The organism is Pannonibacter sp. Q-1, assembly GCF_054073275.1.
The window spans coordinates 745,018-769,601 of the sequence record NZ_JBSXNB010000003.1 but is presented as its reverse complement, the minus strand read 5'-3'; the positions used below and the strand labels follow the sequence as shown (position 1 = coordinate 769,601).

Below are 24,584 nucleotides of genomic sequence, written 5' to 3'. Positions count from 1 at the left end.
GAGACCCATGCCTGCAAGATCACAAGCACAGCAGAAGGCGGCAGGTGCCGCCCTGTCCGCCAAGCGCGGCGAAACGGACCGCAAGGACTTGTTCGGCGCCTCGCGGGAGATGTTCGACAGCATGACGGAAGCGGAGCTGGAGGAGCTTGCCTCCACGCCGCGCAAGGATCTTCCGGAGAAGCTGGAAGACGAACACAAACGGGACTAGCTGCCCGCATCGCAGGTGGTCAGCCCCACGACCGGGAACAGCGTCAGGGTGACGGAGACAAAACCGATCCAGGCGCCGGCCCTGACCAGCGTTTCTTCCCTGCTGTCCCCGTCGGGGGACAGCAGGAGGATGGTCCCGGCCCCGGCCAGAGCCACGAGCCACAGGGCAAACAGCGTGAAACGCTGCAGGTCGGCAATGGGAGCCGGCTGGGCGGGCCATCCCCAGGCGCAGCCAAGGCCGTGCGCCGCATAGATGAGCGAAAAGGCGGCGGCCCAGAACAGAGGGCCAAGCAGGGTACGTAAAGGCCATTTCACTGGAGTGCCTCCTGTAGTGTGACAAGCAGAACCAGAATGAGGGTGGTGGCGAGCGTGTAGTCCTGCCAGATGCGCCAGACCGGCCAGGCCGATTCCCGCCCCTCTCCGATCCGCCCGTCCTTCCGCTGCACCACGCAGACGAGCGAAAGGAGCAGCCCGATCACGCAATGCAGCGCCACATAGCCGAGACCTGCCGCCCGCAGCGCATCGCGCGCATGCCGGGTGGGGTCATCCAGCAGGGGCACAAGCGCTGCGATGACACCGAGAGCTGCCAGCATCGGAAAGAGAGAGAGTTTTGCCCCTTGCGCCTGTGGAATGCGCGCAAGGCCGCAGGCTCCTGCCAGCGCCAGGCACAGAATGGCCGTCAGCACGCCCGCAGGCAGGGTGGCAATGCCGCTGTCCGGGGCAGGCCAGTTCGGGGCAATCACCGAGAGAAAGCCGATGGCGAAGAGGAAACAGGCGTAAAGCGTGCCGTTGGCGATCAGAAGACAGGTCAATCCGGTGCGGGCAAGCCCGTCCGGCACCGCATGATTGACCGGCAGGCTGAGCCCGGGTGCCACGTTCAGCGGTCCCTCGTCATGTGTGCTCCCCATGAAGCGCTGCCAGCTCCAGGCGGTGGCAGCGACGGCCATCAGCGCTGCTGCCGCCAGCCAGTAAAGCCCGGCAAGCATCAGCAGCACGAAGACGCCGATGGCGGCGGCCGTCACAATCGGCAGGACCGAATTGCCCGGAAGGACCGCCACATGCCGTGGCGTGCCGCTGATCACGTCCACCACCAGGGTTTCCCGCCGGTGGCGGGGCGCTCCGGGCAGCAGGCCTTCACCGCGTGCAATCTCCACGGCGCTCTGGTCTGGCAGAGGCAGGGAGGCGATGTTGTAGGTCGGGGCCGGGGTTGCCATGCCCCATTCCAGCGTTCCCGCCTGCCAGGGATCGCGCCTTGCCTTGGGGCCGAACAGCATCTGCAGCAGAAGATCGAGCACGAACAGCGCAAAGCCTGCCGCCATGACGAAGGAGAAGAACGAGCTGACGAGATTGGGCCACAGCCATTCCGGATTGTCCGGATAGACATCGATCCGGCGCGGCATGCCCAGCAGGCCGGTCAGATGCATGATGAAGAAGGTGCCGTGGAAGCCGGTGAGGATCAGCCAGAAGGCCATTGTGCCAAGGCCGCGAATGGCCTGCCTGCCGCTGAACAGCGGCATCCAGTAGACCGCGGCCGCCATCATCGGGAAGACGAAGCCACCGATCAGCACATAGTGCAGATGCGCCGTGACGAAGGCCGTGTCATGGGCCTGCCAGTTGAAGGGCACGATGGCGAGCATCACCCCGGTCAGCCCGCCCATGACGAAGGTCGAGAAGAAACCCATCAGATGCAGCATCGGCAGGTGCATCTGCGGGCGGCCCTTCCACATGGTGCCGATCCAGGCAAAGATCTGCACGGCCGTGGGCACGGCGACCAGCGCCGAGGCGGCCGAGAAGAAGGCCAGCGCCATATGCGGGATGCCGGTGGTGAACATGTGGTGCACCCACAGGCCGAAGGACAGGAACACCAGCCCGAGCACCGCCGCAACGATGGCGCTGTAGCCCATGATCTGCGTGCGGCACATCACCGGCAGGATGGTGGAGATGGCGCCGGCCGCCGGCAGGAAGATGATGTAGACCTCCGGATGGCCGAACAGCCAGAACAGATGCTGCCACAGCAGGGGATCACCGCCGCGGGTGACGTCGAAGAAGGGCCAGCCGAAGGCTCTTTCGATTTCCAGAAGCACCGAGGCAAGGATCAGGGGCGGGAAGCCGACAAGCATCATGGCGGTGGTGCCGAGCATGTACCAGGCGAAGAGGGGCATCTGCGTCAGTTTCATGCCCGGGGCACGCATCCGCAGAATGGTGACGGTGATCTCGATGGCGGCCGCAAGCGCCGAGATTTCCACGAAGGTGACCCCCAGCAGCCAGACATCGGCATTGATGCCGGGGCTGTAGGTCTTGGACGACAGCGGCGTGTACATGAACCAGCCGCCATCCGGCGCCACACCGGCCACGAGCGCGGCAAGAATGATCAGGCCGCCGAAGAGATAGCACCACCAGCCAAGGGCGGAGAGGCGGGGGAAGGCCAGATCCCGCGATCCCAGCATCTTCGGCAGCAGATACATCCCCAGCCCCTCCAGCATCGGAATGGCAAAGAGGAACATCATCAGGCTGCCGTGCATCGTGAAAATCTGATTGTAATGCGCGGTATCGAGAAAGGCGCCGTCCGGCGTGGCCAGCTGCGCCCGGATCAGCATGGCCAGGCATCCTGCTATGGCAAAGAACACGAATGCCGTGATCATGAACCGCAGCCCGAGATCGCTGTGGTTCACCGTCATGATCCATCCCCGGAGCCCTTCGGGACGGCCCCAGATCCGGTCAAGGTCACGGTGCAGCCGCAAGGCATTCTGCGGCGGGTTGGGGTTTGGCCCGCTCATTCTGCGCCTCTCCCGTCTGTGCTGGTGAAATCTGGTGGCGAGGCCGGGTCATAGGCGAGCACCTCGAACAGCATTCCGGCATAGCCGGTGCCCGAGAACTCCGCCGAGCGGCCTTGGTAAAGGCCCGGTCTGAAGGCTTCGATGCGCAACAGGGTGTCGCGTCCCGGCAGGGCGTCCATCTTGCCTGCAAGCTGTGGAACCCAGAAGGAATGGATCACGTCCTGCGAGCGGATGACCACATCCACCGGCTGCCCGGCTGGAATGTGCAGGCGGCCCTCCGTCTCGACCATGGTGCCGTCCGGGCCGGGCTGGCGGAAGCGCCATGCCCATTGCCGGGCCGTGGCCTCGACGCGCATTGCCTCCGTGCCGGGACGGGGCAGGTGCCGCTCGCCGGTCCAGATTCCGGCACCAACCACAGCAAACAGCACGGTGAAGCTGAAACCAAGGCCCATGCCCTTGATCCAGAAGGCTTCTCCGAGGGCTTCTCTTGGGGCTTTGCCGGGCGTGCGGACGAAGGCGCGCCAGACGAGCGCCAGCACAAGACAGGTGATCAGCGCCGCCCCGGCCAGCATTGCCCACCACAGGGTGGCGATGTCTGCGGCGGCCGGTCCTTGCGGGGAGAGCGTGGACAGCGGCCCCTCGCAGGCGGCAAGGGCGGGAACCATAAGCGCCGCTGCCAGTTGCCTGAGAGACAGCCTTAAGGAGGAAAAGACATGCCCCGGACCAGAGCGTTCCGCCGCCGTCTCCATGACCCGATCCACGAGCACCGCAGTTTTCACCGCACGGACTCGAAGATTGCCATCGCCGGCCACCCGATCCACGCCATGCTGGTGACCTTTCCCATTGCCATGTGCGTCAGCACGCTTGGAGCCGACGCGCTCTACTGGTGGACCGGAGACCTGTTCTGGCCGCGCGTTGCCTTCTGGGCGTCCGGCACCGGCTTCCTCATGGGGATACTGGCCGGGATTGCAGGCACCGCCGAGCTGCTGCTGGTGCCCGGCATCCGCATCCGGGCGGCCAGCTGGACCCATTTCATCCTGGCCGTGATGCTGCTTTCGATACTCGGCGCAAACTGGGGCATTCGCTTTGGCGATCCGGTCCAGGCGGTGCTGCCCTGGGGCTTCCTGACCTCCCTGCTGGCCACGGGCATGACCGGAATGACCGGCTGGCACGGCGGCAAGCTGGTCTTTGATTACGGGTTGGGGACGCAGAATGATCATGATGCCCCCTTGCGCGGTGACAGCAGCTGATCGGGGATGAGGGCGGTGAAGACCCCGCCCAGATCCGGCTTGACCAGCGCCAAAGCGACGATGGCCGCGATCAGCGGCAGAACCATCAGCAGGGCCGCAAGGGGAGCGGCCCGCCAGTGGCTGCGCCGCTCTTCGCCGGACCGCTGGATCAGATGACCGATCCAGGCATGCACCAGCACCATGGCCGCAACGAAGGACAGCTTCAGCAGCAGCCAGGGCTCGAACACCCTTGCCGCAAAGATCAGGCCGGTGCCGGCGATGATGGTGGCAAGAGCCGCAGGCGTGGCAAAGCCGATGTAGCCAATGTGGGTGATCAGGCGGAACCTTGCATATTGGCGCTGGTTGCCCGCACCGCCATGCGCCCGCATCAGCAAGGGCAGGGCGATAAGGGCAGCGCTCCACGAGGCAAGGCCCGCAATATGCAGGAACTTCAGCGCAGCGATCATGCCGCGAGCCCCCGCGCCCAGGCGCGCCGGGCCATGAAGGCAGCGATCACGGCCAGCGGCAGCAGCCCCGGCACCCACATGATCAGGCCAGCTGCCTGCTGGTCCGCCAGCGGTTCCAGTCCCCACATCAGGGTGACGGGCAGATGCTCCAGGTAGAGCGGCTCTGCCGCGAAGGTGAGCACGGCGCCGGTCAGCCCCATGATGCCCGCGAGCGCCCCCGTCATCAGGGCATTGGACAGGAGCGCTCCGGCATCCTGTTCCCGCCAGTCGAACACGCCCGACCAGAAGGCTGCCGCAGGGATCACCAGGGCTGCCTGCATCAGCCAGTACACTGCAGGACTGTCCCATGCCGCCGTGTAGACCACCGGCACATGCCACAGCACCAGTGCGGCCCCGGTCATCCCGAGGGCTGCGGGCACGGCTATGCCGCGCAGTGGCAAGGCAAGGCCCAGGAGAGGTGCCGCGACGCTGACCAGAAGCAGGTGATGCAGCGCCCGCGCGCTGAACAGGGCGCTGGTCAGGGCGCAGAGCGGTGAGACGAAGGCGAGAACGAGAACACTCCAGGCCAGCAGAAAGGCGGGCCGGTTTACCGCCGCCTTGCCTCCCGCAACCAGCGCGGCAAGGAGGGCGGCGATCAGCACCGGATCAAGGTTCCAGCTGCTCAGAAACGTTGCCGGAGACGGTGCTTCGCCGCAGTAGGGGATTGAGGGGCCGGTTGCTGCTGTGTCCATGTCTCTCCTCATGGGGCTGTGCCGGGCGGTTCGGGGTGTCTCTTGGGCTGGGATTTGCGGCGGGTGTTACTGACGGATGTCTCTGTCGGAAGTCACTGGCGGCTGGCGCTGCTTGCCGGGCGGGATCCGGCGCCTGCCAGCACCCGTTCCACCTGTTCTCGGTGCTCCTCGGCAAACCGGACGCTGACCGCAGCGCCGCCGTGCAGGATGGCTTCGCGGAAAGCCCCTTCCTCCTTGGCCGGAATGCCGAGATCCGTGAGTGCTCCGATGGCGCAGCCCGCGAGGGCCCCGCCCGCCACGCCTGCCAGTGCCGGAGCCAGAAGCCCGGCAGCCGCAACGGGCCCGGCTCCCGGGACGGCTGCTGCACTAAGGCCTGCAAGCAGTCCGGCCCCGCCTCCAACCACCGCGCCGGCGGCTGTGCCTTTCGCCGCGCCGGGGGCAGGTTCGGGAACCTGTGTGCGTTCCCCGGTCACAGGGTCCTGTTCTACCCGCATGTCGCGGTAGTCCGGCAGGTCATTCTTGCCGATGATGGATGTTTTCACAGAGGAAAGGCCCAGAGCGTCCAGCTGCCAGGCTGCCCTGGCGGCCGCTGCCTGATCTTCAAAAAGACGTGTAGCCACCGGCATGGTGTTCTCCTTCTCCGGTGTTCCGGCCCGTTGCTCATGCCCGCCCGGCGCAGGCGCGCCGTCGAACGGAAGGGCTGCAGCAGACACTGAACCGGCCGGGTTCTGACCCGTTTCAGATGGACAAAGGAAAGCTGCGCATGTGGCGGAACCTGCCGGATCGCTCTGGATCGCTTTGGCCGGTTCCGCCGCTGCGGGCTTTCATTTCTGAATTGCCAACTGTTTCAGCTGCTTTTTGTTCCCGTTGCCAGCTTCCGGGCTGCGGGACGGCTCAAGCCTTGCCCGTCATGCGAAGGCTCAGAGATGCCGGGGGCATCGCGCCCCGAAATTGCGCGGGCGCTGCACAGGCTTGATCTGCTCTCACCATGCCGGGCTCATTGAGGGCTGGTATTATCCAAGTCCCCACACGGTGCGGTTTGCCTGAGCGCCGGCCATGCCACCGGTGAACCACTGTGCGCCCAGAAATGCGGCTGACGCAATATTGAGTGTGTCTCCGCTCCAGCCCGGCCCGGCGCCGAAGCTCCAGGGCTTTCCGGGAACAAGGATGTTGTTGTCCGAGATGGCCTTTCCGTCACGGCCCGTTCCGCCGATCACGTAGAGCGAGCCGTTGACCACGTTGACGTTGGGGCTCGAACGGGCCAGCCAGTTGGGCGTGCTCGCAAGGCCGTCCCAGTAGAGCCCGTCCGTGCTTTGCCAGGCATCGGCAAGCGGCCCGCTGGCCCCGCTGCCGGCTATGAGGCACATGGCTCCTGCGAAGACCACCGCACCAAGCGCAGACCGGGCCGGCCAAACCACCTTGGCCGTGACCTGTGTCCAGTTCACCCCATCCAGAGAGTTCCAGACGTCGCCCAGCGGCTGCCCGTTTGCATCTGCGCCACCGAAGATCCAGAGCTTGCCGGCAAAGGCGAGGCAGGCATGGCGGCTGCGCGGGGACCAGTGGCCGCTGGCGGCAACCTGTGTCCAGGTGACGCCGTCTGCTGAACTCCAGATCTCATTCACGCTGCCTGCCCGGGTCTTGCCGCCCGTCAGCCACATGCGCCCGTTAAAGACACAGCCTGCGGCATCCCCGCGCGGGGAATAGGCAGCATTGTCGGTCGCATAGTCCCAGGTGAAGCCATCGATGCTGCGAAAAATCGCACTTTTCAGATCTTCTGAACCACCGGCCAGAAACCACAGCCGCCCGGCAAAATCAGGGATCAGAACCGGCCGGGAAAACGTGGTCCACAATCCCGCATTGGCGGCGCTGCGCCAGCCGTTGGGAATGGGAACGATCGTCAGGCTGCTTTGCACCGGCCCGTTCTGCCCCTGTGCCGTGACGGTGTACTGAACCGTGGCCGCAGGGTTGATGATGAGGCCTGAGGCCGAAAGCGGTACCGTGCTTGAGCCGTTGACCGGCGGGCTGATCGTGCAGGCTGTGGCGGAGGAGGTCGCCCAGGACAGGGAGACCGGATCACCGTAGTGGATCCCGGTGGCGGGGGAAGCACTCAGTTGCTGTGTGAAGCGGACCGGCAGGACATCGATGGTCAGGGGAAGGCTTGTGCGGGTCCCTTGCGTGTCGTTGAAGGCCGTCAGCGTGTAGGTTGTCGTCATCGTGGGCGTGACCGTATAGGTGCCCGGCGACTGCACCGGCACCGGCACGCTCTGGCCGTTCACCGGGCTCAATTCGCAGCGGTTTGCATCGAAGGTCCGCCAGTTCAGCAGAACCTGCGTTCCGGCGGTGACATTGTTCTTGCTGGAACTGAAATCCTGGATCGCAAGCTGAGGCGGGCGCTTGTCGATAACCAGCGCCTGAACGCCGTCATCGAAACCGGGAATGCCGGAGGACTGAAGGTAGAGGTTGGTGCCCGACGGTTCGAAACTGGTGATGATGCCGTCAATCCTGAACTCGACGATCGCGCTTGCTCCAATCCCAAGGATCTCCTGACTTTTCGGATAGATGGCCCAGTGGGGAGGGGTTTCCTGGGTGCGGTCCTGGATGGTCCAGGTCGTCCCGTAGTCACCGGCGAGTGACACGGTGACGTTCTTCAGCCTGTCGATGGTGGTCAGCGCGCCATAGCCGGGTCCGCTGGTTGCGGTGACGAAGCTGAGATAGAAAACCGGGGTGCCGGGCCATGGCGTTTCGGGCGGGACGATTGGCTGCAATGCGGTGTTGTCGAGCCGCAGGATCAGCGCATTCGGCGGGATCGAGCCGCTGCTGTTCACGTCGATGAAGACCGTGTTGCCCTCGGCGAAGGAGATTGTCAGCACGTCCGCAAGACGCTTGTGGGTCGATGGGGGCAGTTCGAGGGCGAGGGCGAGCTGCGTTCCGTTGTCGGCAACGCCCGGCACATTGTAATTCGTGACGTTGAATGAACCGGGGCCCGTCTGGCCATCGGCGGCAAGATTGGTCAGGCGGAAGACGAAACTGTCGCCCGGCTGGACCGTGATGTCGGAAACCGGGGTGAGTGCAAAACTTGTCAGCTGGGCCGCCTGCCAGCCAGCGGGTGGGGCTACCTTGATTGCCTGGAATTCTGCCGGCGTCAGGAATGGGGTGATGGTGAAGTAGAAGGACGTCGGGCTTTGCGGCGTGATCTGGCCTTCCGGGACCGGAGTTCCCCCCTTGAAGGTGACCGGTGAACTGCCGGAGTAGGTTACGGTGAAGACGAGATCGTTCATCGCCGTGTCTTGGGTCACGTAGATGACCGCTTCACCGGTGGTGGCATTGGCGATGGCCAGTCCGATTGATGCCTGTGCGCTCATGCGGTCCTCACTTCTTGCGGAAACGCCGGGGGCTTGCGCCGCTGCGCGTGTCCGGCGCGTGTTCGAGTTTGAGCCAGCCTTCCTGGATCTGCTGCGGCAGCAATGAGACGTCGTCACCGCCGGCGACCGGCGTCACGCTCCACTGGCCCGCACCTGCGATCTGCGTAACCCAGTTCCACACGTATCCGCTCTCGGGCGGCACCGGCACTTGCGGCTCGTCGGCCAGAAGCACCGGTGTGGTGAGGAAGGTGACTGCGATCCGGGCCAGATCGTTGGAGATCATCGAGGACGGGATGGCCAGTTCGGTGAGCGGCAGCAGGCCCGTGCGTGCATGGACCGGTGCATTCGGATCAATCAGCATCGCGACGGTCACGGGTGTGCTCGCAGCCGACGTGACAAGTGTGATCTGGTCCGGTGCAGGCGGCTTGACGCCGTGGCTGTCCCCAGGATCTGCCGCTTCGGTGTAGAAGGTCTGGTAGGCCGTCCCGCTGCCGTCATCGATGAAGTAGCCGGTCAGCCCGTCGTCGATGTCGTCGAATGCACCGAGCACGACAGGGATCTCGACGGCCGTTGCGCCGCCATCGTCCCGCTGCAGCGGATCAGATGCCCCGGTTGCGGCGGCGAAGCTTGCAAGGCTCTGGTTCATGGCCGGCAGGCCGAGCAGCTGAAGGTCCAGCGAGGCGCGCGTCAGGGCGAGAGGCCGGCCGATCAGGATCGAAAGGCTGTCGAAGGGCTGGTTCTGGCCGGGGGCGATGAAGCCCAGGCTCTTGTCGATGGCCTTCAGCATTTCTCCCAGATAGGCAACCGGATCGGCGGCGGAGGACATGCCCAGGGCAAAGGCGCGCAGATGCGGATTTGCGCCGGCGAAGACTTCCTCGATGGGCTTTGCGAATGTCGCCTGATTGCCCGGTGCCCCTTGCCAGAAGGGGCCGAGCAGGTTGAACGAGCCGAGGGCCGTGCCGCTTTCGTCATAGATCATCAGCGCCTGGTCGAGCCGGTTGAACAGCACCCAGCCAAAGACCGGAGTTGTCGCCGGATGGCTGTTCATCTCCACCGCATCATTGTCCGCCGACAGCCAGTTGAAGAGGAGCCGCGAGGGCTGCGTGATCCGGAGCGGCAGGTTGATCAGTTCTTCGCTTTCGGCGGGAGGGATCAGGTTTTCAGCCCGCACAATGGCTGGGGCAGGGAGGTCCAGCGGCTGCCCGAATGTGTCGATGATGCGCACCCGGGTCACACGGAAGCCGCCATTGCGCAGTGGCGAGAAGGTGTTGTTGCCAAGCGGGCTGTCGGTGTTGAACGCAGCGACAGCCTCTTTCACCGTGACATTGGTGAAGTTGGCAAAGAACACGCCCTTGAGAATCCCCAGCGGATCGGAAACGCCCATCTGCAGGATGCGGGCCAGCATGAGGAGGGACTGGTTGAAACCGCTGAGCGCCTGCGCCTGCATCGCCGGATGCAGGTTGTCGAGAATCTCGCGCAACTCGGCGTCGATGTCTGAATCGGGGAAATTGGTGAGATAGGCCTCGATCTGCTGGCGAATGTTGATTTCCGTGTTGCCGGTGAGAACGATCGTGCCCTCATAGGTCCGGCTGTTGCTCCTGTCAGCCGGAATGCTGCCGTTGAACTGCAGATCCAGCTCGTCCGGCCCGAAGGTGTAGTTCGCGGTCAGAAAGCCGGGCGGGTATGGGGGAAGGGCATTTGGAAAATGCTCCACCTCCCACTGCAGGATGATTGGCAGCCATGGCCGCGACCAGGGTTTGAAGGCGAGCGGGCTCGGCGGGGTGCCGGTGAAATGCAGCGAGGGCTCTGGCGCCGTTCCGTAGAGAGCGGCCTGCGCGGCCTCAATCTGCGCGGTGAAACCGGCGAAATCGGCAAGCGCCGGATTGCCCGCCCCTCCGAGCCTCGCGAATGCAGCTGCGGCAACAGGGGCCTGCACGGGATCGGCGAGGAAGGCTTCAGCGGTCAGGGCTGTCATGGCCTCCGCAACCGGCAACCCGGCTGGAAGAGCAAGGGAAGGCAGCGATGCGGCGTCGATTTTGAACTGTGACTGGCCGCTGGTGGCGGTGAGGGAACTCAGGACCGTGGTGGCCACACGGCAGACCATGTTGCCCGCCGGATCGCGGGCTTCGGCGGGCGCTGCCCTGTATGCCGGCCGGACTTCTTCGCCTGAGAAAAGCAGGGCCGGATCCGTCGGGGCATAGAACCTTGCGCCGTCCGTCGTTGTCAGGCTGTAACGCGGGTCGAGAATGTCCAAAAGGGCGGCCTGAGCTGTCGCCACAGACTGTCTGGCGGTCTGCAGATCCGACAGCAGGGTGTTCAGACTGCCGGTTTCGGCTGTGATGAACTGGCGCGCCTGATCTGCCGTGACCGGATAGCCGCCGGGCGGGGGCGGGGAATACTGGATCTGCATGTAACGCACCCAGTCGGCGAAGATGCGGGCCCGCAGACTGTCGCAGTTGCGCTCAAGCTCATCGGCCTGCGCCTGTGCAAGATTGAGAGCGTTGAGTGCATCGCCCGTTTCCGGCGGCAATTCGGCCAGACTGGGAGCGCCCTCGGCGGAACCGAGATCTGCGCCCGTTGCTGCCTCGATGGTCCAGACCGTGCCCTGACTGGCCGAGGCAAAGCCGTTCTTGTGCAGGGCATCCTCGACATCGCGTAGCCCTCCCGGCAGTTCGATCCGTGTCAGAAGGCCAAGCTGAAGTGCGTTGAGGATCAGTTCGACATTCTGCAGCCCTTCGAAGTCGGGCTGCGCCGCAATCAGTGCCGACAGGGCTTCGGGGGTGGTGTTGCCGATTGCAACCTTGATGCCGTCCGGTCCGGGCTGGCGCGGCGTGATGTAGTGGGTGGTCTTGTCCCAGGCGATGTTGGTCAGCAGAGAGGTATAAACGGTCCGCCCTGGCACCGCTGCAAGGCCATCTGCCGGAAAACTCCAGCCATAAGCGGCTGCGATTGCGGCGATCTTTTCGGCCAGCGTGGCCCCGGCAGGATAGGCAATGCGGGTGAGCGGGTCGTCCTTGGCATCCGCATGCCAGCCAGCCAGAAGATAGGATACGCGCGTGCTCGCAGGCGGGTAGGCGGCGGGGTCAAGATCCGCCAGCGTGTCCCAGAAGCCGAAGACATTCGGGCAAAGCTGGTAGGTTGCGGCATAGGTCGCCTCGCCATAGCCGAGCGCCGTCAGGTCCGCGCGCTGGGCGGACGGGTCTTCTGCCCAGCCGTCGAGCGCAAACACCCGGCCCAGTGTCTTCCAGGATTTGTTGGGCTGCACATTCGGATTGGGCTCGATCGGAACGGCCAGGCTTGCCGCATTCTGTACTGGATCGGTAGGCTGCAGCGGGGTTTCTCCGTCCCACAGCCGGTCGCTTTCGAGGATCCAGGCCTTCAGGCTTGTTTCGGGAGACTGCGGCACGGCCGTGTTTGTCGCGATGCGAAGCACGAGCCAGCGGTTTGGTGCTGCCTGGAAACTGATCGACCCTGCCGTGTTCTGCGTCCCGTGCGTGAGGGTCTCCGGCAGTGCCCAGTGCAGGTGGATGCCAGTGTCGAGCGGATCGGAGGCCTTCTGGAACGCGCCGGGCAGGACCTGGGTGCTGAGATAGGGGCCGGAGTTGCGGGCGGTGCCGTCCGCAGCATAAGGCAGCAGCGAGAAATCCGGGGCCAGCCGCGAGAAGTCCTTCGTGCCATAGGGCTGTGTTGCTGATCCGTTGACATCCGTCTCGCCGACGCACAGCGCGGCAAGATCAACCGGGACAACGAGCGTGTCGGAAAGGGCTGCCATTGGCTCACTCGTCCTCCTTCGGTGCCGTCTGGAACGTGACTTCCTGGGTTCCCTCGACGAGTTGCAGTGCGAACTCGGCGGAGGTGAAGGGAAGTTTGCTGCCGTCGGCGGAGTTGTCGGCATCGCGGGCGTAAAGAGCGGCGGAAAGATCCGACGCGAGCCTGGCAATCCGGATGGTGCGATGGGTTGCGTCCCTGTAGACGGGGGTCACGCTGGCGCCGTCAATCTGGTCACCCGGGCGCGTGCCCTCAGGCGCAGTCTTTGGAACGGTGACATAGCGCAAGGGCTTGCCGCGCTGAATGCCGATGCCGAAATGCAGGCCAATCGCAGGCTCACGCAGGATCACCTTGTCCAGCCGGCCTTCAACCACATAAAGCAGGATCGAGTCCGTGACCCGCTCCATGCGGATCACGTTCGTCAGTTCCTGATTGCTGGCATCAAAGGCCACGATCTCGAGCTTCGGCCACCCGGCGACAACCTGACTGCGCAGGAGGAAGCCCGATGCTGTATCAGCCGCCGTTTCACCTGCCGCCGCGGCTTCGTCTGCAGCTGCGTGAAGTCTGGGCATGGTAACCTTGTGCAGGGTTTCATCCAGCGCGCTTGATTGCCCGATGCTGCAGGCACCCTCGACCAGCGCGAAGAGCCAGTTGAAATCGACATTGAAGAAGCGGATGGACTCGTTGGGAAGCATCCGCCCGTTCGCCACGAGATAGCGGAACGGAACCCCCTGCAGTTGCTTCAACCGCCCGAGCCAGGCCGTCACGGTTGCGGCCGGATCATTGCCGTCGAGGGCCGCCTTCAGGCTTGAAGGGTCCTCAAGAAAGGATGTCATCCGCAGGCGTCCGCCGCCACGTGCGCTCAGTCGAACCATGGCTTAATCCTCCCTGTCTGCCGGCCCGTCACGGCCGCCACCGCTGCCAAGGCCCGGGGCGAGAAACTGCTTGAGCCGGGTGCGGATGAAATCGGCGGCGGCATGGTGGAGCTCGTTGCCGTCAGCCCGGGTCGCCCGCATCTGCGTGAGGGCAAGAGTTCCGCCGAAGGCTTCCTCCAGGACCTGCCGCTCGAAAGTCTCGAACACCTTCCGGGTGTTGGCGGTCTTCCACCGCACGAGAGCATCCGAGAAGCCCTTGTCCTGCAGGGCGAGAAGACGGCCGATTTCCCAGGCGGCCGCGTAGCTCACGTCCATCATCCCTGTGTCCGGATCGTACCGCACGGCCTCGTCCGCCGTGCGGATCGGAGCGGCATTGTCCGCACCGCCTGGAACCGGCACAGTGATCGTGCCAGAGACTTCGAAGGGGACGAACGGGCCGCGGTACCACGACACCGTGCGGCTGCCCTGACGGGTGTGATGGTTGGCTGGCGTGTAGCCGAGATTGAGCGCATTTGCGGCATAGCGGCCGGCTTCCGAGGTGTCTTCGGCGCCGTTCTTGATGGCAAAGACGCGCAGTCCATCCTCGGCATCGAGGTTCATCAGCAGGCCTGTGAAGGTCTGCTGCGGATCGACCGAGCGGTAGCTCCAGCTGAAAAGGCTCACGAGGCGGATGGTTTTGGCTGGTGTTCCATCCGGCAGCAGGATGTTTGCGGGCGTGTAGCTGTCGCCTTGCGGGAGCAGGCTTGCCATGCCTTCGAGCGAAACCAGATGCACGGTCACGCGGCTGTTTGGATCTGGCAGCCGGTTGCCGGTGACAACGGAGGTCTCGATGCTGGTTTGTCCGCTGGCAAGGCCAGCCGCGCGCAGCGGTGCCGTGCTGCTCACCGTGCGGCTGTGGGCAAGCCAGGGCATGTCAACAAGCCCCGGAGCAACGGCGTTGAACAGGTCTACCGGCACGTCGATTACCCGGCACGGGTCCCAGGGAAACTGGCCGTATTCCAGCGTCAGTCCCGGATAGGATACCGCGTCAGCAGGAAGCGCACTTGCGGCCGGAGCCGCGCCCTGCGCATGCGGGAAAGAGGCAGGCGTGAGGTCTCCCGTCATGACCTCGCTCACCCTTGGCGGGGGATCATTTTCGTCAAAGACAAGCAGGGCAAGCCAGCTTGAGTCCTGTGCGTCTCCGAGGGAGCGCTGCCAGGGCAGGCTTTGCAGGTTGAAGACGGCATGCGGCAGCACCGTCGCATATTCCCCCTGGCTGCCAGCGGGAGGAAACGAGCTGTCAATTGCCGTGCTGTCTATGGAGAAGCGTGGCCCCGCGACCTGGAACCGGCGCGTATGTGTATAGGTCTCGTCGAACTGCGCATCCGGCCGCGCATTGGCATCCGTGTTCTGCACGCGCTGGGCGACGGTGATCTCATAAAGTCCATCCTCCAGTGCGGGCCGGTGGCTCTGGATGAACGTGATTGTGCCCGTGACCGGCTCGGGATCCTTGGCTGCCTTCGGTTTCGTGCTCATGTTTGGTGCCCGTCCCTGTAAGCTGGCTCTGCCATTGTCATGCCGCACGCTCCTCGCCGAGGTAGGAGAGAACCGGCGGGCTCAGCAGCACGATGTCTGCCTCGGCCGCCAGCACGCTGACATCGACCTGATCGTAGACACCCAGATCTAGCCCCGGCCCGTTCAGGACCGAGAGGATCGCGGTGCGCTTTGCCGCAGCGGACAGCAGCGTGGTCTGGAAGGTCTCCATGGCCTGGCTCTGGTCGAACGGATCGGTCTGCGGGATGTCCGGTGTCAGCCAGGCAAAAGTGACCGTGCCCTCGTTGTCCTGCTGCAGGATGGTGATATCGATCGGCAGCGGCGTGTGGTCCGGGACAGCCGGATTGGCCTTGATGCTGTAACCGACGCTGAGGCCGGAGATGTTGGCCGGTGTCGAGTTGATCTGGCTGATCGACGGATTGACGATGGTCTTGCCGCCCCAGGTGGCAGAGGGAAGGTTGGACGTTGAAAGCGTCACCACCGCCGTCGTTTCGATGTCGAAGTGCGGATCTGCGGTGCCGTTGACGATCCGGTTGACCGTGATCGCATGGGATGAGCTGAAGTTGTCAATCGCAACGCCCACCGGGCCGACGCCGAAGCCGGACTGTCCCACGGGCAGCGGCACCGTCCTGGTGGCGGCGGTGGTCAGGCTGGCCGATTTGCTGGGCAGGGCCGTCATGGTGACGATTTCAAGCGCCTCGCCCGAGACGATCCAGTCGGGAGCGGAGGGGTCAGACTTGTGGTCCGTCAGATCCTTGATGAGCCCTGACGCAACGGAGGCGAGGCAATAGGCGTCTGTCGTCACAGTGCTGCGCAGCGCCAGACCTTGGGCATGGGGAGCATCGCCCTGCGGCAGGAACGAGGTCTTGAAATCCGTCCAGCTGATCGGCTGCGGCACCGGCTTGTTCCGGTTGCCGATCGAGACGGTGAAGGTGATCACCGACAGGTCGACATAGATCGAGCCGCCAAAGGGAGGCCCCCAAAGGTTGAGTTCCACGCCGATATGCACGGAGATCGTGACCGAGGTGAACAGGAGATCCAGCTTGTAGGAGGCGCCGATGCTGAGGCCGATGCTGGCCTCATAGTGGAACGGCTTCCAGGACAGCAGGAAGTCGGCATGGGCTGTGAACCAGGCCTTGAGGTCGCCGCTCTGCCAGACCGCTTCCAGCGCGCCGCCAGCCATGAGCGCCGAGGGCGTGAGCGCAAAATAGATGCCGCCCTGGATCGTCGTGTTGCCATCGACCTTCCAGTTGAAGCCGAGGCGGGGGACTTGCGGAAAATAAGCGGGTCTGGTGAAGGCGGGATTGTATCCGCCCAGTGTGACGACAAAATCGCCGGCGTGGTATCCGTTCGGGTCTCCGGCGGGATTGTCCTTGAACCACATGTAATAGGCGAACCCGCCCGTCAGCACGCAGCTTTTGTCGAGGATGAACGAAGCCGGGGTCAGCTTCGCCTCGATCTCCAGAATGCCGGTTGCCGGGGAGAAGCTTGCGCGCAGCGCCATCTCCACATAGCCGATCGGCTGGATTCCCGTTCCGGCTTTCGGGGGCAGGCTTGCGGTCGTCAGGCCGAGCAGGGCGAACTTGAAGTCGGTGCCGAATGCGACCGTGACCAGTGCGAAGGAATCCAGAATCTTGAACGAGGAGAATTTGATGCCGGCGGCAATCCAGTACTGCCCGACCCTCGGGGGGATGTCACTGGCGAGGGCCCCGATGACTTGCTGAACCTGGGATCCGATGTCGCCGGCCGGATTGGCGCCCGGCGGGTTCTTCCCGGTGGCCCAGGCGACCAGCGGAAATCCTGCAACGCCGTCGATGTCCGGCAGCAGCAGGTCGCGGTTGAAGCCAAGGCCTCCGGCAATCCCGTCGAGGAAGAAGAACGGGTAACCGAACAGCGGCCGGTTGACCGAAACATACATGAAGAACGACGGATCAGAACCAAGCTGCGCATAGCCGCCGAGGGCGCCGAGGGTCAGCGACGGCACCGACACCTGCAGGGCACCGTTGAAATTCAGCGGATCGATCGTGCCGTAGAGGCCGCCGCTGACATTGACCGGGCCTTGCGCCACGGTGATGGTGAGGCCGGAGAGCGTCACGGCCGGATCGAAGGAATCCACCTTGGAGCCGATGCCGAGGCCGAGCAGCCCGATGCTGAGAACCTCCGCATTGAGCGAGATGTCACCCGTCACGAACAGGCGCTGGTTCTGATAGCTCAGCCCGAGCTTGCGGATGCCGAGCGGGCCGAACTGCTTCTGGATGTTGACCGACAGGCTGGCTGGTGGGGTCGCGGCATCTGCAGCCGTTCCCAAGGCCCGGTCCGCCTGATCATCCGCCAGGCTCTCCTTGCTGGAGCCTCCGGTCGGGATCTGCAGCTCAAGGCTTTTCACCGTGTCGCCGAGCTGCAGGTTCGAGGACACAAGAATGCCCTCGGAAAGACCGTCTCCGGGAAGCGGTATGATGCCTTTCGGCAGCAGCGCATTGACGACAGCCGCTTGGGTCTTGTCGAAGCCGGGCTTGGCATAGGCGAACTGGAGTTGGTCAAACTCGACCGTCAGATCGGCCGGAAGCTTGCCGCCGATGAGCGGGATGTCGGTGAGACTGATGCTCGCGCCAAGCTCCAGACCGAAGAGGAAGTGGTTGGTGGGCTGGGACTGGCCTGCGTCCTTCGCCTTGAGATAGGCGAATTTGACCGCATCCAGGGTGATCTCGATGTCTTCCGGGACAAGTCCGGCAAGCTGCTGCGATACGTCAGCCACGAGGTCATGCAGGCGCACGGAGCCGTTGCTGCGCTGGTAATCGGCGATGAAGATGCTTTGGCCGGTGTCGGTGGTGTTGAAGCGGATCTCGAATGTGTTGCCGGCAAAGACGACGGAGCCGCCGAAGGTGGCGCTGTACCCGCGTGCTGTCGCCACGGCTTCGGGGCCCATGCGAAGCGCCTCGGGCGAGTTGGGATGCACGATATCGACACTGAAGGTGACCTCGACGGGCGTGTCGTAAACCGTGAAATCGCCAATGCAGAGAAAATGGAAGTCGCCGGTCTGCGTGTTGTAGCTGGTGGAAAGTGTCTTAAGCACCAGGGTGCGGATCGGCTCCGGGATCTGGTCGGGCGACAGGCCGAACTCGCGGCCCCAGTAGGTGATGATCTTGCCGATCGGGACTTCGGTGGCGCTGCCGGAGAGCGTCAGTCCTCCGCCCTTGCCGTCATAAACGGCCCCCAGGAACAGAGCGGTGGCTTCGTCGATGACGATGGTGCCATGGAAATCACCTGATACGGTTGTTGCAGGCGTGGTCGATACGCCGACACTCGCGGTGAGATCCTGCAGCTTGAGATCGCTGCCTGCGTCGATCTGGGCGACAAGATCGAACGAGTACTGGCTCTGCGACAGATTGGCGAGCAGCGACAGCGTGTCGATTTCGACTTCTGGAAACCCCGCCGGAAGCGTGACGTTGAAATGGGCGAAAACATCCGCAATCGAGACGGTCTTGTCCTGTTGCAGGCGTCCCCAGACAAAGAAATTGCTTGGCGCAAAATGCGCGCCGATGTCGAAGGGCACACCCGCAAGGTCAAATTTGGCCTGAAGCTCGACATAGCTGCGGGCGCTGTCGAGAAAATCGACCATGAACTTGAGCGTGACCCCGCCTGCGGGAACATCGATGATGCCGAGCGCCGACCAGGCATCCGTATAGGCGATGTCCATGTAGACATAGGACAGTTTCGCGCCCGCCGGGTTGAAGGATATCTCCAGCTCGGTCATCCCGAATTCGGCAAGCGTGTCGAGCGGGCTGGGCAGGTAGTCGGACAGGACGAGGCCGCCGGCCAGAGCGGAGAAGGCGTCAACTGAAAGAGGCTGCGCCGTGAAGGTTCCGCTCACGACCCAGTCGAGATCTGGATAAGGCGGCACCGCAACGGCAATCGGCAGCGTCAGCGTGTTGCCTGTGCCGATCACGATGTCGCAGGCCATTCCCGCAGTCAGGACTGCCACGTCCTCCGCCGGCTGGAAGGACATGGAGGGGGTGGAGAGAACGAAGCCTGTCAGCAGTTCCCACTGTGTCCCGGCAGCCGTTGTGGTTGTGATGGCGAGCGAGAAGGGGCCGTTCGGGGTGGCCGCGTCCACGGGCTGGAACACCAGTTGCGTGGCCAGACCGGTCAGGCCGAAAAGGGACGCTGTGCCGGTCACTGTGATGGACTGGGGGCCGGACGTGCTTGTCTCCACCGTGACAGTGGTGGCAAGGGCCAGCGCTTCATAGCTTGCGATCATGGCCGGCGATACATCGGAGGGGCCGATGGTCAGGCTGTCGCCGGGCTTGAGACCCTGTGCCAGGGTGGCAAGAGCGTCATAGGTGGTGATCGCTGCCATGTCCTTGCGCACCTCTGTCTACTGGAGTGTCTTTGGAAAGACGTGGAAGGGACAGTTTGCGACGCCGCAGGCCGGAGGCACTACGTTGTTCGCCATCATGATGTTGCCGCGCCCAGCCACGCCCGAGTTCGGTCCCGTTTCGGCCGTCGAGGCGACATTGAGGAAATTGCCCCAGCCTGCGACCGGATAGGCTGCGACGGCAGCAGGGTTTGGATGGCCATAGCAATGCACGCCGCCCGGAACACCGCCATTGACCCCGTATGAATAGGCAAGGCGGCCCTGGTTTGCGGCGTAGGGGGCCGGAATCGGCGGGGCGGCCAGCGGAGCCGGCGGCGGGACCAGGTTTGTCGCGGAACCATGGTGGGTTGCCGTCATCCAGCGCAATCCGCCAAAGCCGCCGAGGCCCGGTATCGACTGGAAGGCGGCATCACCCGGCAGCAGCATGTCGCGATTGTTGGGAATGTCGAGATGCACGATCACGGCAAGCCCGGTGTTGTTCAGGTCGCCAGGGGCAACGCCCGCACCCGGCACACACTGGATGATGTTGACATAGCCGCCGGGCAGCACGCCGAGACCGGCAGGGAATATGTGCACCTGACCATTCGGCGAGCCGTTGATCCCCAGGATCACGCCCGCCAGAAACGGTCCGGCCACTTGCGGCGGGAAGATCCAGTCCCGGTTGCGCAAGGCGGCTGCATTGGCCGACATGCCGAGCATCGAATAGTGGTCCCAATGGAAATGCGTCAGGACACCGGGAGGATTGTTGGCGAGGCACGGGCCGGGATTGATGATCTCCACATTGCCGAGTGCATTGACCGGCGGCATGCTGGCAAAGTTCGGGAACATCGGCAGGCCCGCATCCACATAGATCTGCGGTGTGCCGTTGGCATCGTAGATCAGGTTGCAGGACGCCTGCCCGGTGTCCATCACGCCAACTTCACGCGGCTGCATGGCCAGCAGCATCTTGATGATTTTTGCAAGGTCGATCCGGGCGATGGGTTTGTAGCGCCGCCGCAGCCGGGTGAGCTTCGGACCAGTCAGTTTGCGCCCCGCTGCTTTCAGCGGGATCACGGTCGTATCAAATGCCGGGCGGGCCCGCTTTGCCGGTCTGCCGCTATGGCTGGGAACCGTCAGGATGTACCAGTCACCTTCGGCGATATCACCCGCTGTCGTGCCGAGCGCTTCGGCCACCTCCTCAAGGGGAGCGTCATCGAAGACGAGCAGTGTGACGGGTGCGGGCGGCGGCAGGTCACGAACGCTGTCCCCGAGGTTCATCACGGCCGCCTCGATCCACTCGAAGGGCACGAGTTCAAGCTGAACCGACTGGAGGATGGGGCCGCCCTCCTTGTATTGGACCTGTTCGATCTCTGTCAGATAGCCGTAATAGGTTTCGCTCGGGGAATCGTCGCCGTTGAACTCGGTGCCCTGCTTGCGCACGTCATCCATCGTTGCCAGAAGCGGTGCCGGGATCGCTGAAACTGCCAAGACTCTCTCCCTGAGGTTCGCGCCCGGAGGGCCGGGGATTGCAGAAGGAGGATGCTCTGTTCAGTGCCGCCCTGCCGGAAGGGCCGTTCCTTATTCCGGTTCAAAAGGGCTGCGGGCCTGCCATGGCAGGCACGGCTTCAGCCGCTGCCGGCTGGACGGGGCTGGCCGGGCGGCTTTCCGGCCGGCAAGACCCGGCACCGGAGCCCTGCGGCCGGAAAGCCTCCGGCCGCAGATTGAAAGACCTGCGTCAGCCGCCCTGCGGAAGCTTCGTCATGTCGCTTCCGACGGGGATCAGATAGTTGACCGGCATGTCGTTCAATGCGGTCAGCTGCCGTCCGTTGTCTGCGACATGGACGTGGTTGGGGAACACCTCGACTGCCGGGCGGGCATAGGCGGCAAAGACCTGGCTTCCCGGGGTGCTCGTCAGGATGGACGCGCTCATCGACACCGAGAAGTTTCCGTCAACGGGTGGGTTGCCATTGGCGTAGTAGGAATAGCTGATCGGTGACGTCCAGCCTGCCGGTACCTGATATGTCACCGTGAAACCGATCTGTGTCGGCTTGGTGATGGTGGTGGGCGGCAGGTTGATGTAGGTGCCGTCCGGCAGCGGGGTGCCGCAAGAGAACGAGACCTGCGAACCCACAGGGCAGCTGACGCAGGTGACTGCGAACTGGACGGTCGCGGCCGTGGTCGATGGCGGATAGACCGTCGAGTTGGTGAAGGTCGGCGCACCGGCCGATGTAAATTGCACGTTGTGCCATCCGGTGCCGCCTGTCTTGCCGATCCAGGCCGCCAGGTCATTCATCGAGGTGACCGCGTTGGGCGGCTTCTGGCTCTCGAACGGATACTCGGGCGTCGAGATGAAGCCGACAAGGCAGGTGTGCTCGCTGATGTTGGTGGGCACCCAGACGAATGGGTCGGTCGTGACACCAATCGCATTCGGCGCGAGGGAACCAAGATCGCTTGTGGCGGAGCCGCGCGACGTCAGGATGGAGTTGTTGAGCCACTGCACGGGGTAGAGAAACAGCGACTGCGGCGCATAGAAGACGCGGGCTGTGCCGGTCTGGGCTGCCGCATTGAGGTTCTTGCCGCGCAGATAGACGTAGTTGGTGGCGTTCTGCACGACCGGCTGCGTGGGGTCTGTCCCGTAACTCGCAGCGGTGCTGAACACGGCCTGCGGATCCTGGGTCGGCTGTGTGCCGGCCATGATGATGTCTGGGCTTGCCGTCCAGCCGCCAGTCCGGGGCATGAGGCCCTGGTCCTGAAGATTCTGGCGCAAGAGAATGCCGTCGTACTGGGTCATCGACTGCCTCCCGAGCTGTTTGGAGCTGTGCCTGGATAGATTGAACTTTCCGGAGCGGCTGTCATTTGCGCAACCGCAAGTTAAGCTACCGCAGGGGTATACATCTGGCAATCAAAATATCGCGCAATAGTTTTTAATAAAACTATATCAACTTTTGGTTGAAGTTGAAGTGTTGCGCCCAAGTCTTGCTGTCTTCAGCTTTTGGTCAGCAAGCCGGCTGCTCTGGGGTCTTGTTGTGCAGGGCCTCTGTCGCTGTTTTTCTTGCAGGCAAGCAGGGCTGTCCGTAGTTTTTCGCCGTCATTGTGCCGGCGATTGCCGCCGCGCACAGGGACAGCGTGGCCCGTGTTCGTGGCATCAACACGGGCAGGATCTGCGTCGTATGGTTCTGTTCCTGATCGCAGGCGGGGCAGGCAGGCTTCATGGGGCGGCCCCAAGCACCAACATCTTCACGGCCGTTCATCGTGCCGCTGCCAGTTCCCCGCCTGTCCTTAGACCAAGGCTTTCGATGCTGACGGATCACGCCTTGAAATTGCTCAGGCGCTGCACGGGCTTGACCAATTCTTGATGAGTCAAGCTCATCGAGAATTGGGATTATCCCTCGATCAGCGCAATCATTGTCTCCAGCCGCTTCATCGCCAGCCAGCCGTCATGGATCTGCGGAGCATTGTTGCTCTCGCCGCGCATGGTGGCGGCCACGTCGAGGAGGAGGGCGTGGTAGCCTTTGTAGTCCTCGTTGGCGGCGGCGGTGAAGTTGGGTGACCAGGTGAGGCTGTCGCAGCCCGGATCAAGGCTCGCCTGCGGGTCATCCACCTTGAAGGGCGGGTTGCGGTGCCAGGTGACGTTGATGACGTTCTCCACCTCGATACGGTTGTGGTCGCCCATGATCTGGACGAATTCCATCGGCGTGCCGCGCGACTGGACCGTGCCCATGATGATGTTGCCGATGACGCCGTTTTCGCATTCGAAATTCATGTGCAGCAGCATCTTGCCCTTGTCCGACACATTCTTGCGCAGGCGCACGTCGGCAAATTCGGATCCGGCAAACCAGGTGATCAGGTCCATGTAGTGGACGCAGTGATGCAGGTAGAAGCCGGTATAATCCACCTCTCCGGCGAAATAGGTTGGCGCGGTCATGTAACTGCCGTGAATGCCGAGCACCTGCCCGAAGGCGCCGCCATCAAGAATGTTCTTCGCAACCTTGTTGCCGGCCGAGTAGCGCTTCATGAAGCCGACGGTGACGGGCACGCGGGCGGCTTCCGAGGCCCTGACCAGTTCCAGCGCCTGCGCCGCCGTGGCTGCGGGCGGCTTTTCCATGAACACCGGCAGCCCACGCTTCAGGGCGGCAAGGGTTGCCCGATAGTGGATATCCGGCCCCACCGCCATGCCGATGGCATCAATGCCGCCAGCCGCGATCATCTCTTCAAAGTCCGTATGGACGGATGTTGCACCGAATTGCCGGGCGGCATTGCGGGCGGCGGCCGCGTCCCGGTCGCAGACGGCGGTGATTTCAAAGCCGCTGCGGGCGAGTTGCGGCAGCAGCATCCAGGTTGCGTGGCGGCCGCAGCCGATCCAGCCGATCTTGATCGTCATTAGTGATTGACCTCAGCAAATGTCAGGGCAGAGCGGATCAGGCCAAGGCCCGCCCGCAGCTTTTCATCTTCGTCTTCGTGGGGTGCGCGCCAGTGGGCGATGGGCAGGGCCACCCGGTCATCCTCGCGGCGGAAGGGCTCCAGCGACACCGGGCCCTCGTAGCTGACCGCATGGAGGGCGCGGGCGATGGCCGTCCAGTCCATGTTGCCGGTGCCGGGGAAACCGCGGTGGTTCTCATTGGCCTGGAAATGCACCAGCCGGTGTCCGGCGGCGCGGATGGCGTCCGGAATGGAGCGCTCTTCCATGTTCATGTGGAACGTGTCCAGCATCACGCCGAGGCCGGGGCTCGCCACCGCATCGCAAACCTCGATGGCCTGCGCGGTGGTGCAGATGATGTCGGTCTCGAAGCGGTTCAGCGGCTCCAGGCCGAACACCTTGCCAGCGTCCGCCGCCTGCCTTGCTGCAATGGACAGGCCCTCGATGGTGCGGGCGGCGCGTGCGGCGATCTGGTCTGCGCTCCAGGGAAAGGGCGGGCGTCCGGCAAAGACCAGCGGCTCGCCATAGAGAGGCCCGCCAATGATGGTGGCGCCGATGCGTTCTGCCGCCGTGATGCAATAGGAGAGGTAATCCTGTCCGCCCTTGCGTGCGCCCGCATCCTCGCTGGCGATGGAGCGCTGCAGGTTGACGCGGGCGGCGAGCACGATGCCGAGGCCTTCGCCCGCGCAGATGCGGCGCACTTCGTCCGGGTCGAGATCATCCTCCGGCTCCGGCACCAGCAGCTCGATGAAATCGAAGCCGAGTGCGCGGGTCTTCTTCAGGAACGGCAGTGCGGCATTGGTGAAGGGCCGGGTGTATTGCATCGAGATGATGCCGATGGGGTTTTTCACGGAATAGGTCCTC

The 24,584-nt window shown here is 63.9% G+C and carries 18 protein-coding genes; 2 read left to right on the top strand and 16 right to left on the bottom strand.

Going from position 1 to position 24,584, the window contains the following annotated elements; translation table 11 throughout:
- Positions 1-7 precede the first annotated feature (7 nt).
- Positions 8-208 (top strand): DUF3008 family protein, encoded by a 201-nt coding sequence (locus ACVNHC_RS11375; protein ID WP_457167332.1) that lies wholly within the window; start codon positions 8-10, stop codon positions 206-208.
- Here ACVNHC_RS11375 and ACVNHC_RS11370 read toward each other — a convergent pair.
- From ACVNHC_RS11370 to ACVNHC_RS11360, 3 genes are read right to left on the bottom strand one after another with little or no spacing between them, the layout of a single operon-like run.
- Positions 205-522 (bottom strand): hypothetical protein, encoded by a 318-nt coding sequence (locus ACVNHC_RS11370; RefSeq protein WP_050472993.1) that lies wholly within the window; start codon positions 520-522, stop codon positions 205-207. The genes ACVNHC_RS11375 and ACVNHC_RS11370 overlap by 4 nt on opposite strands.
- Positions 519-2,984 carry a cytochrome c oxidase subunit I gene (ctaD, locus tag ACVNHC_RS11365; protein ID WP_457167331.1) on the bottom strand — a complete coding sequence of 822 codons (2,466 nt, stop codon included), beginning with the start codon at positions 2,982-2,984 and terminating at the stop codon, positions 519-521. The genes ACVNHC_RS11370 and ctaD overlap by 4 nt, the downstream gene beginning before the upstream one ends.
- On the bottom strand, positions 2,981-3,649 hold the full coding sequence (locus ACVNHC_RS11360) for a cytochrome c oxidase subunit II (protein ID WP_457167330.1): 669 nt from the start codon (positions 3,647-3,649) through the stop codon (positions 2,981-2,983). Before ACVNHC_RS11360 ends, ctaD begins: the two co-directional genes overlap by 4 nt.
- Before the next feature lie 48 nt (positions 3,650-3,697).
- Here ACVNHC_RS11360 and ACVNHC_RS11355 point away from each other — a divergent pair, with 48 nt between their 5' ends.
- Entirely contained in the window at positions 3,698-4,234 is a 537-nt protein-coding gene (locus ACVNHC_RS11355) for a DUF2231 domain-containing protein (protein ID WP_374628807.1), read from the top strand.
- Here the strand turns inward: ACVNHC_RS11355 and ACVNHC_RS11350 are convergent.
- From ACVNHC_RS11350 to ACVNHC_RS11290, 13 genes are all read right to left on the bottom strand, one after another.
- A complete protein-coding gene (locus ACVNHC_RS11350; protein ID WP_457167329.1) occupies positions 4,201-4,680 on the bottom strand; it encodes a CopD family protein in 480 nt (159 codons plus the stop codon). The genes ACVNHC_RS11355 and ACVNHC_RS11350 overlap by 34 nt on opposite strands.
- Entirely contained in the window at positions 4,677-5,411 is a 735-nt protein-coding gene (locus ACVNHC_RS11345) for a cytochrome c oxidase assembly protein (protein WP_457167328.1), read from the bottom strand. The genes ACVNHC_RS11350 and ACVNHC_RS11345 overlap by 4 nt, the downstream gene beginning before the upstream one ends.
- Positions 5,412-5,503: 92 nt before the next feature.
- Positions 5,504-6,037, bottom strand: a complete 534-nt coding sequence (locus tag ACVNHC_RS11340; RefSeq protein WP_457167327.1) for a hypothetical protein — start codon at positions 6,035-6,037, stop codon at positions 5,504-5,506.
- A gap of 387 nt (positions 6,038-6,424) precedes the next feature.
- Positions 6,425-8,773 (bottom strand): kelch repeat-containing protein, encoded by a 2,349-nt coding sequence (locus ACVNHC_RS11335; protein WP_457167326.1) that lies wholly within the window; start codon positions 8,771-8,773, stop codon positions 6,425-6,427.
- Positions 8,774-8,780: 7 nt separating this feature from the next.
- A complete protein-coding gene (locus tag ACVNHC_RS11330) occupies positions 8,781-12,545 on the bottom strand; it encodes a hypothetical protein (protein WP_457167325.1) in 3,765 nt (1,254 codons plus the stop codon).
- Between the two features lie 4 nt (positions 12,546-12,549).
- Positions 12,550-13,377: a hypothetical protein gene (locus ACVNHC_RS11325; protein WP_457167324.1), complete on the bottom strand. Its 828-nt coding sequence runs from the start codon at positions 13,375-13,377 to the stop codon at positions 12,550-12,552.
- 42 nt (positions 13,378-13,419) lie between these two features.
- Entirely contained in the window at positions 13,420-14,931 is a 1,512-nt protein-coding gene (locus tag ACVNHC_RS11320; protein WP_457167323.1) for a hypothetical protein, read from the bottom strand.
- A 37-nt stretch (positions 14,932-14,968) separates the two neighbouring features.
- On the bottom strand, positions 14,969-19,306 hold the full coding sequence (locus ACVNHC_RS11315) for a DUF6603 domain-containing protein (protein ID WP_457167322.1): 4,338 nt from the start codon (positions 19,304-19,306) through the stop codon (positions 14,969-14,971).
- A gap of 18 nt (positions 19,307-19,324) precedes the next feature.
- A complete protein-coding gene (locus ACVNHC_RS11310) occupies positions 19,325-20,791 on the bottom strand; it encodes a hypothetical protein (RefSeq protein WP_457167321.1) in 1,467 nt (488 codons plus the stop codon).
- A 247-nt stretch (positions 20,792-21,038) separates the two neighbouring features.
- Positions 21,039-22,094, bottom strand: coding sequence for a hypothetical protein (locus tag ACVNHC_RS11305; protein WP_457167320.1), 1,056 nt, complete (start codon positions 22,092-22,094; stop codon positions 21,039-21,041).
- A gap of 205 nt (positions 22,095-22,299) precedes the next feature.
- Positions 22,300-22,554, bottom strand: a complete 255-nt coding sequence (locus ACVNHC_RS11300; RefSeq protein ID WP_157757124.1) for a hypothetical protein — start codon at positions 22,552-22,554, stop codon at positions 22,300-22,302.
- A gap of 131 nt (positions 22,555-22,685) precedes the next feature.
- On the bottom strand, positions 22,686-23,684 hold the full coding sequence (locus tag ACVNHC_RS11295) for a Gfo/Idh/MocA family protein (protein ID WP_457167319.1): 999 nt from the start codon (positions 23,682-23,684) through the stop codon (positions 22,686-22,688).
- On the bottom strand, positions 23,684-24,571 hold the full coding sequence (locus tag ACVNHC_RS11290) for a sugar phosphate isomerase/epimerase family protein (RefSeq protein ID WP_457167318.1): 888 nt from the start codon (positions 24,569-24,571) through the stop codon (positions 23,684-23,686). Before ACVNHC_RS11290 ends, ACVNHC_RS11295 begins: the two co-directional genes overlap by 1 nt.
- Positions 24,572-24,584: the final 13 nt, after the last annotated feature.

What these genes read in the sequence shown, in the direction of transcription:
- ACVNHC_RS11350 (WP_457167329.1), bottom strand. Translation starts at nt 4,680, where the DNA reads ATGATCGCTGCGCTGAAGTTCCTGCATATTGCGGGCCTTGCCTCGTGG.
- ACVNHC_RS11335 (WP_457167326.1), bottom strand. Translation starts at nt 8,773, where the DNA reads ATGAGCGCACAGGCATCAATCGGACTGGCCATCGCCAATGCCACCACC.
- ACVNHC_RS11325 (WP_457167324.1), bottom strand. Translation starts at nt 13,377, where the DNA reads ATGACATCCTTTCTTGAGGACCCTTCAAGCCTGAAGGCGGCCCTCGAC.
- ACVNHC_RS11360 (WP_457167330.1), bottom strand. Translation starts at nt 3,649, where the DNA reads ATGGTTCCCGCCCTTGCCGCCTGCGAGGGGCCGCTGTCCACGCTCTCC.
- ctaD (WP_457167331.1), bottom strand. Translation starts at nt 2,984, where the DNA reads ATGAGCGGGCCAAACCCCAACCCGCCGCAGAATGCCTTGCGGCTGCAC.
- ACVNHC_RS11300 (WP_157757124.1), bottom strand. Translation starts at nt 22,554, where the DNA reads ATGAACGGCCGTGAAGATGTTGGTGCTTGGGGCCGCCCCATGAAGCCT.
- ACVNHC_RS11375 (WP_457167332.1), top strand. Translation starts at nt 8, where the DNA reads ATGCCTGCAAGATCACAAGCACAGCAGAAGGCGGCAGGTGCCGCCCTG.
- ACVNHC_RS11355 (WP_374628807.1), top strand. Translation starts at nt 3,698, where the DNA reads ATGCCCCGGACCAGAGCGTTCCGCCGCCGTCTCCATGACCCGATCCAC.
- ACVNHC_RS11340 (WP_457167327.1), bottom strand. Translation starts at nt 6,037, where the DNA reads ATGCCGGTGGCTACACGTCTTTTTGAAGATCAGGCAGCGGCCGCCAGG.
- ACVNHC_RS11345 (WP_457167328.1), bottom strand. Translation starts at nt 5,411, where the DNA reads ATGGACACAGCAGCAACCGGCCCCTCAATCCCCTACTGCGGCGAAGCA.
- ACVNHC_RS11315 (WP_457167322.1), bottom strand. Translation starts at nt 19,306, where the DNA reads ATGGCAGCGATCACCACCTATGACGCTCTTGCCACCCTGGCACAGGGT.
- ACVNHC_RS11320 (WP_457167323.1), bottom strand. Translation starts at nt 14,931, where the DNA reads ATGAGCACGAAACCGAAGGCAGCCAAGGATCCCGAGCCGGTCACGGGC.
- ACVNHC_RS11330 (WP_457167325.1), bottom strand. Translation starts at nt 12,545, where the DNA reads ATGGCAGCCCTTTCCGACACGCTCGTTGTCCCGGTTGATCTTGCCGCG.
- ACVNHC_RS11295 (WP_457167319.1), bottom strand. Translation starts at nt 23,684, where the DNA reads ATGACGATCAAGATCGGCTGGATCGGCTGCGGCCGCCACGCAACCTGG.
- ACVNHC_RS11305 (WP_457167320.1), bottom strand. Translation starts at nt 22,094, where the DNA reads ATGACCCAGTACGACGGCATTCTCTTGCGCCAGAATCTTCAGGACCAG.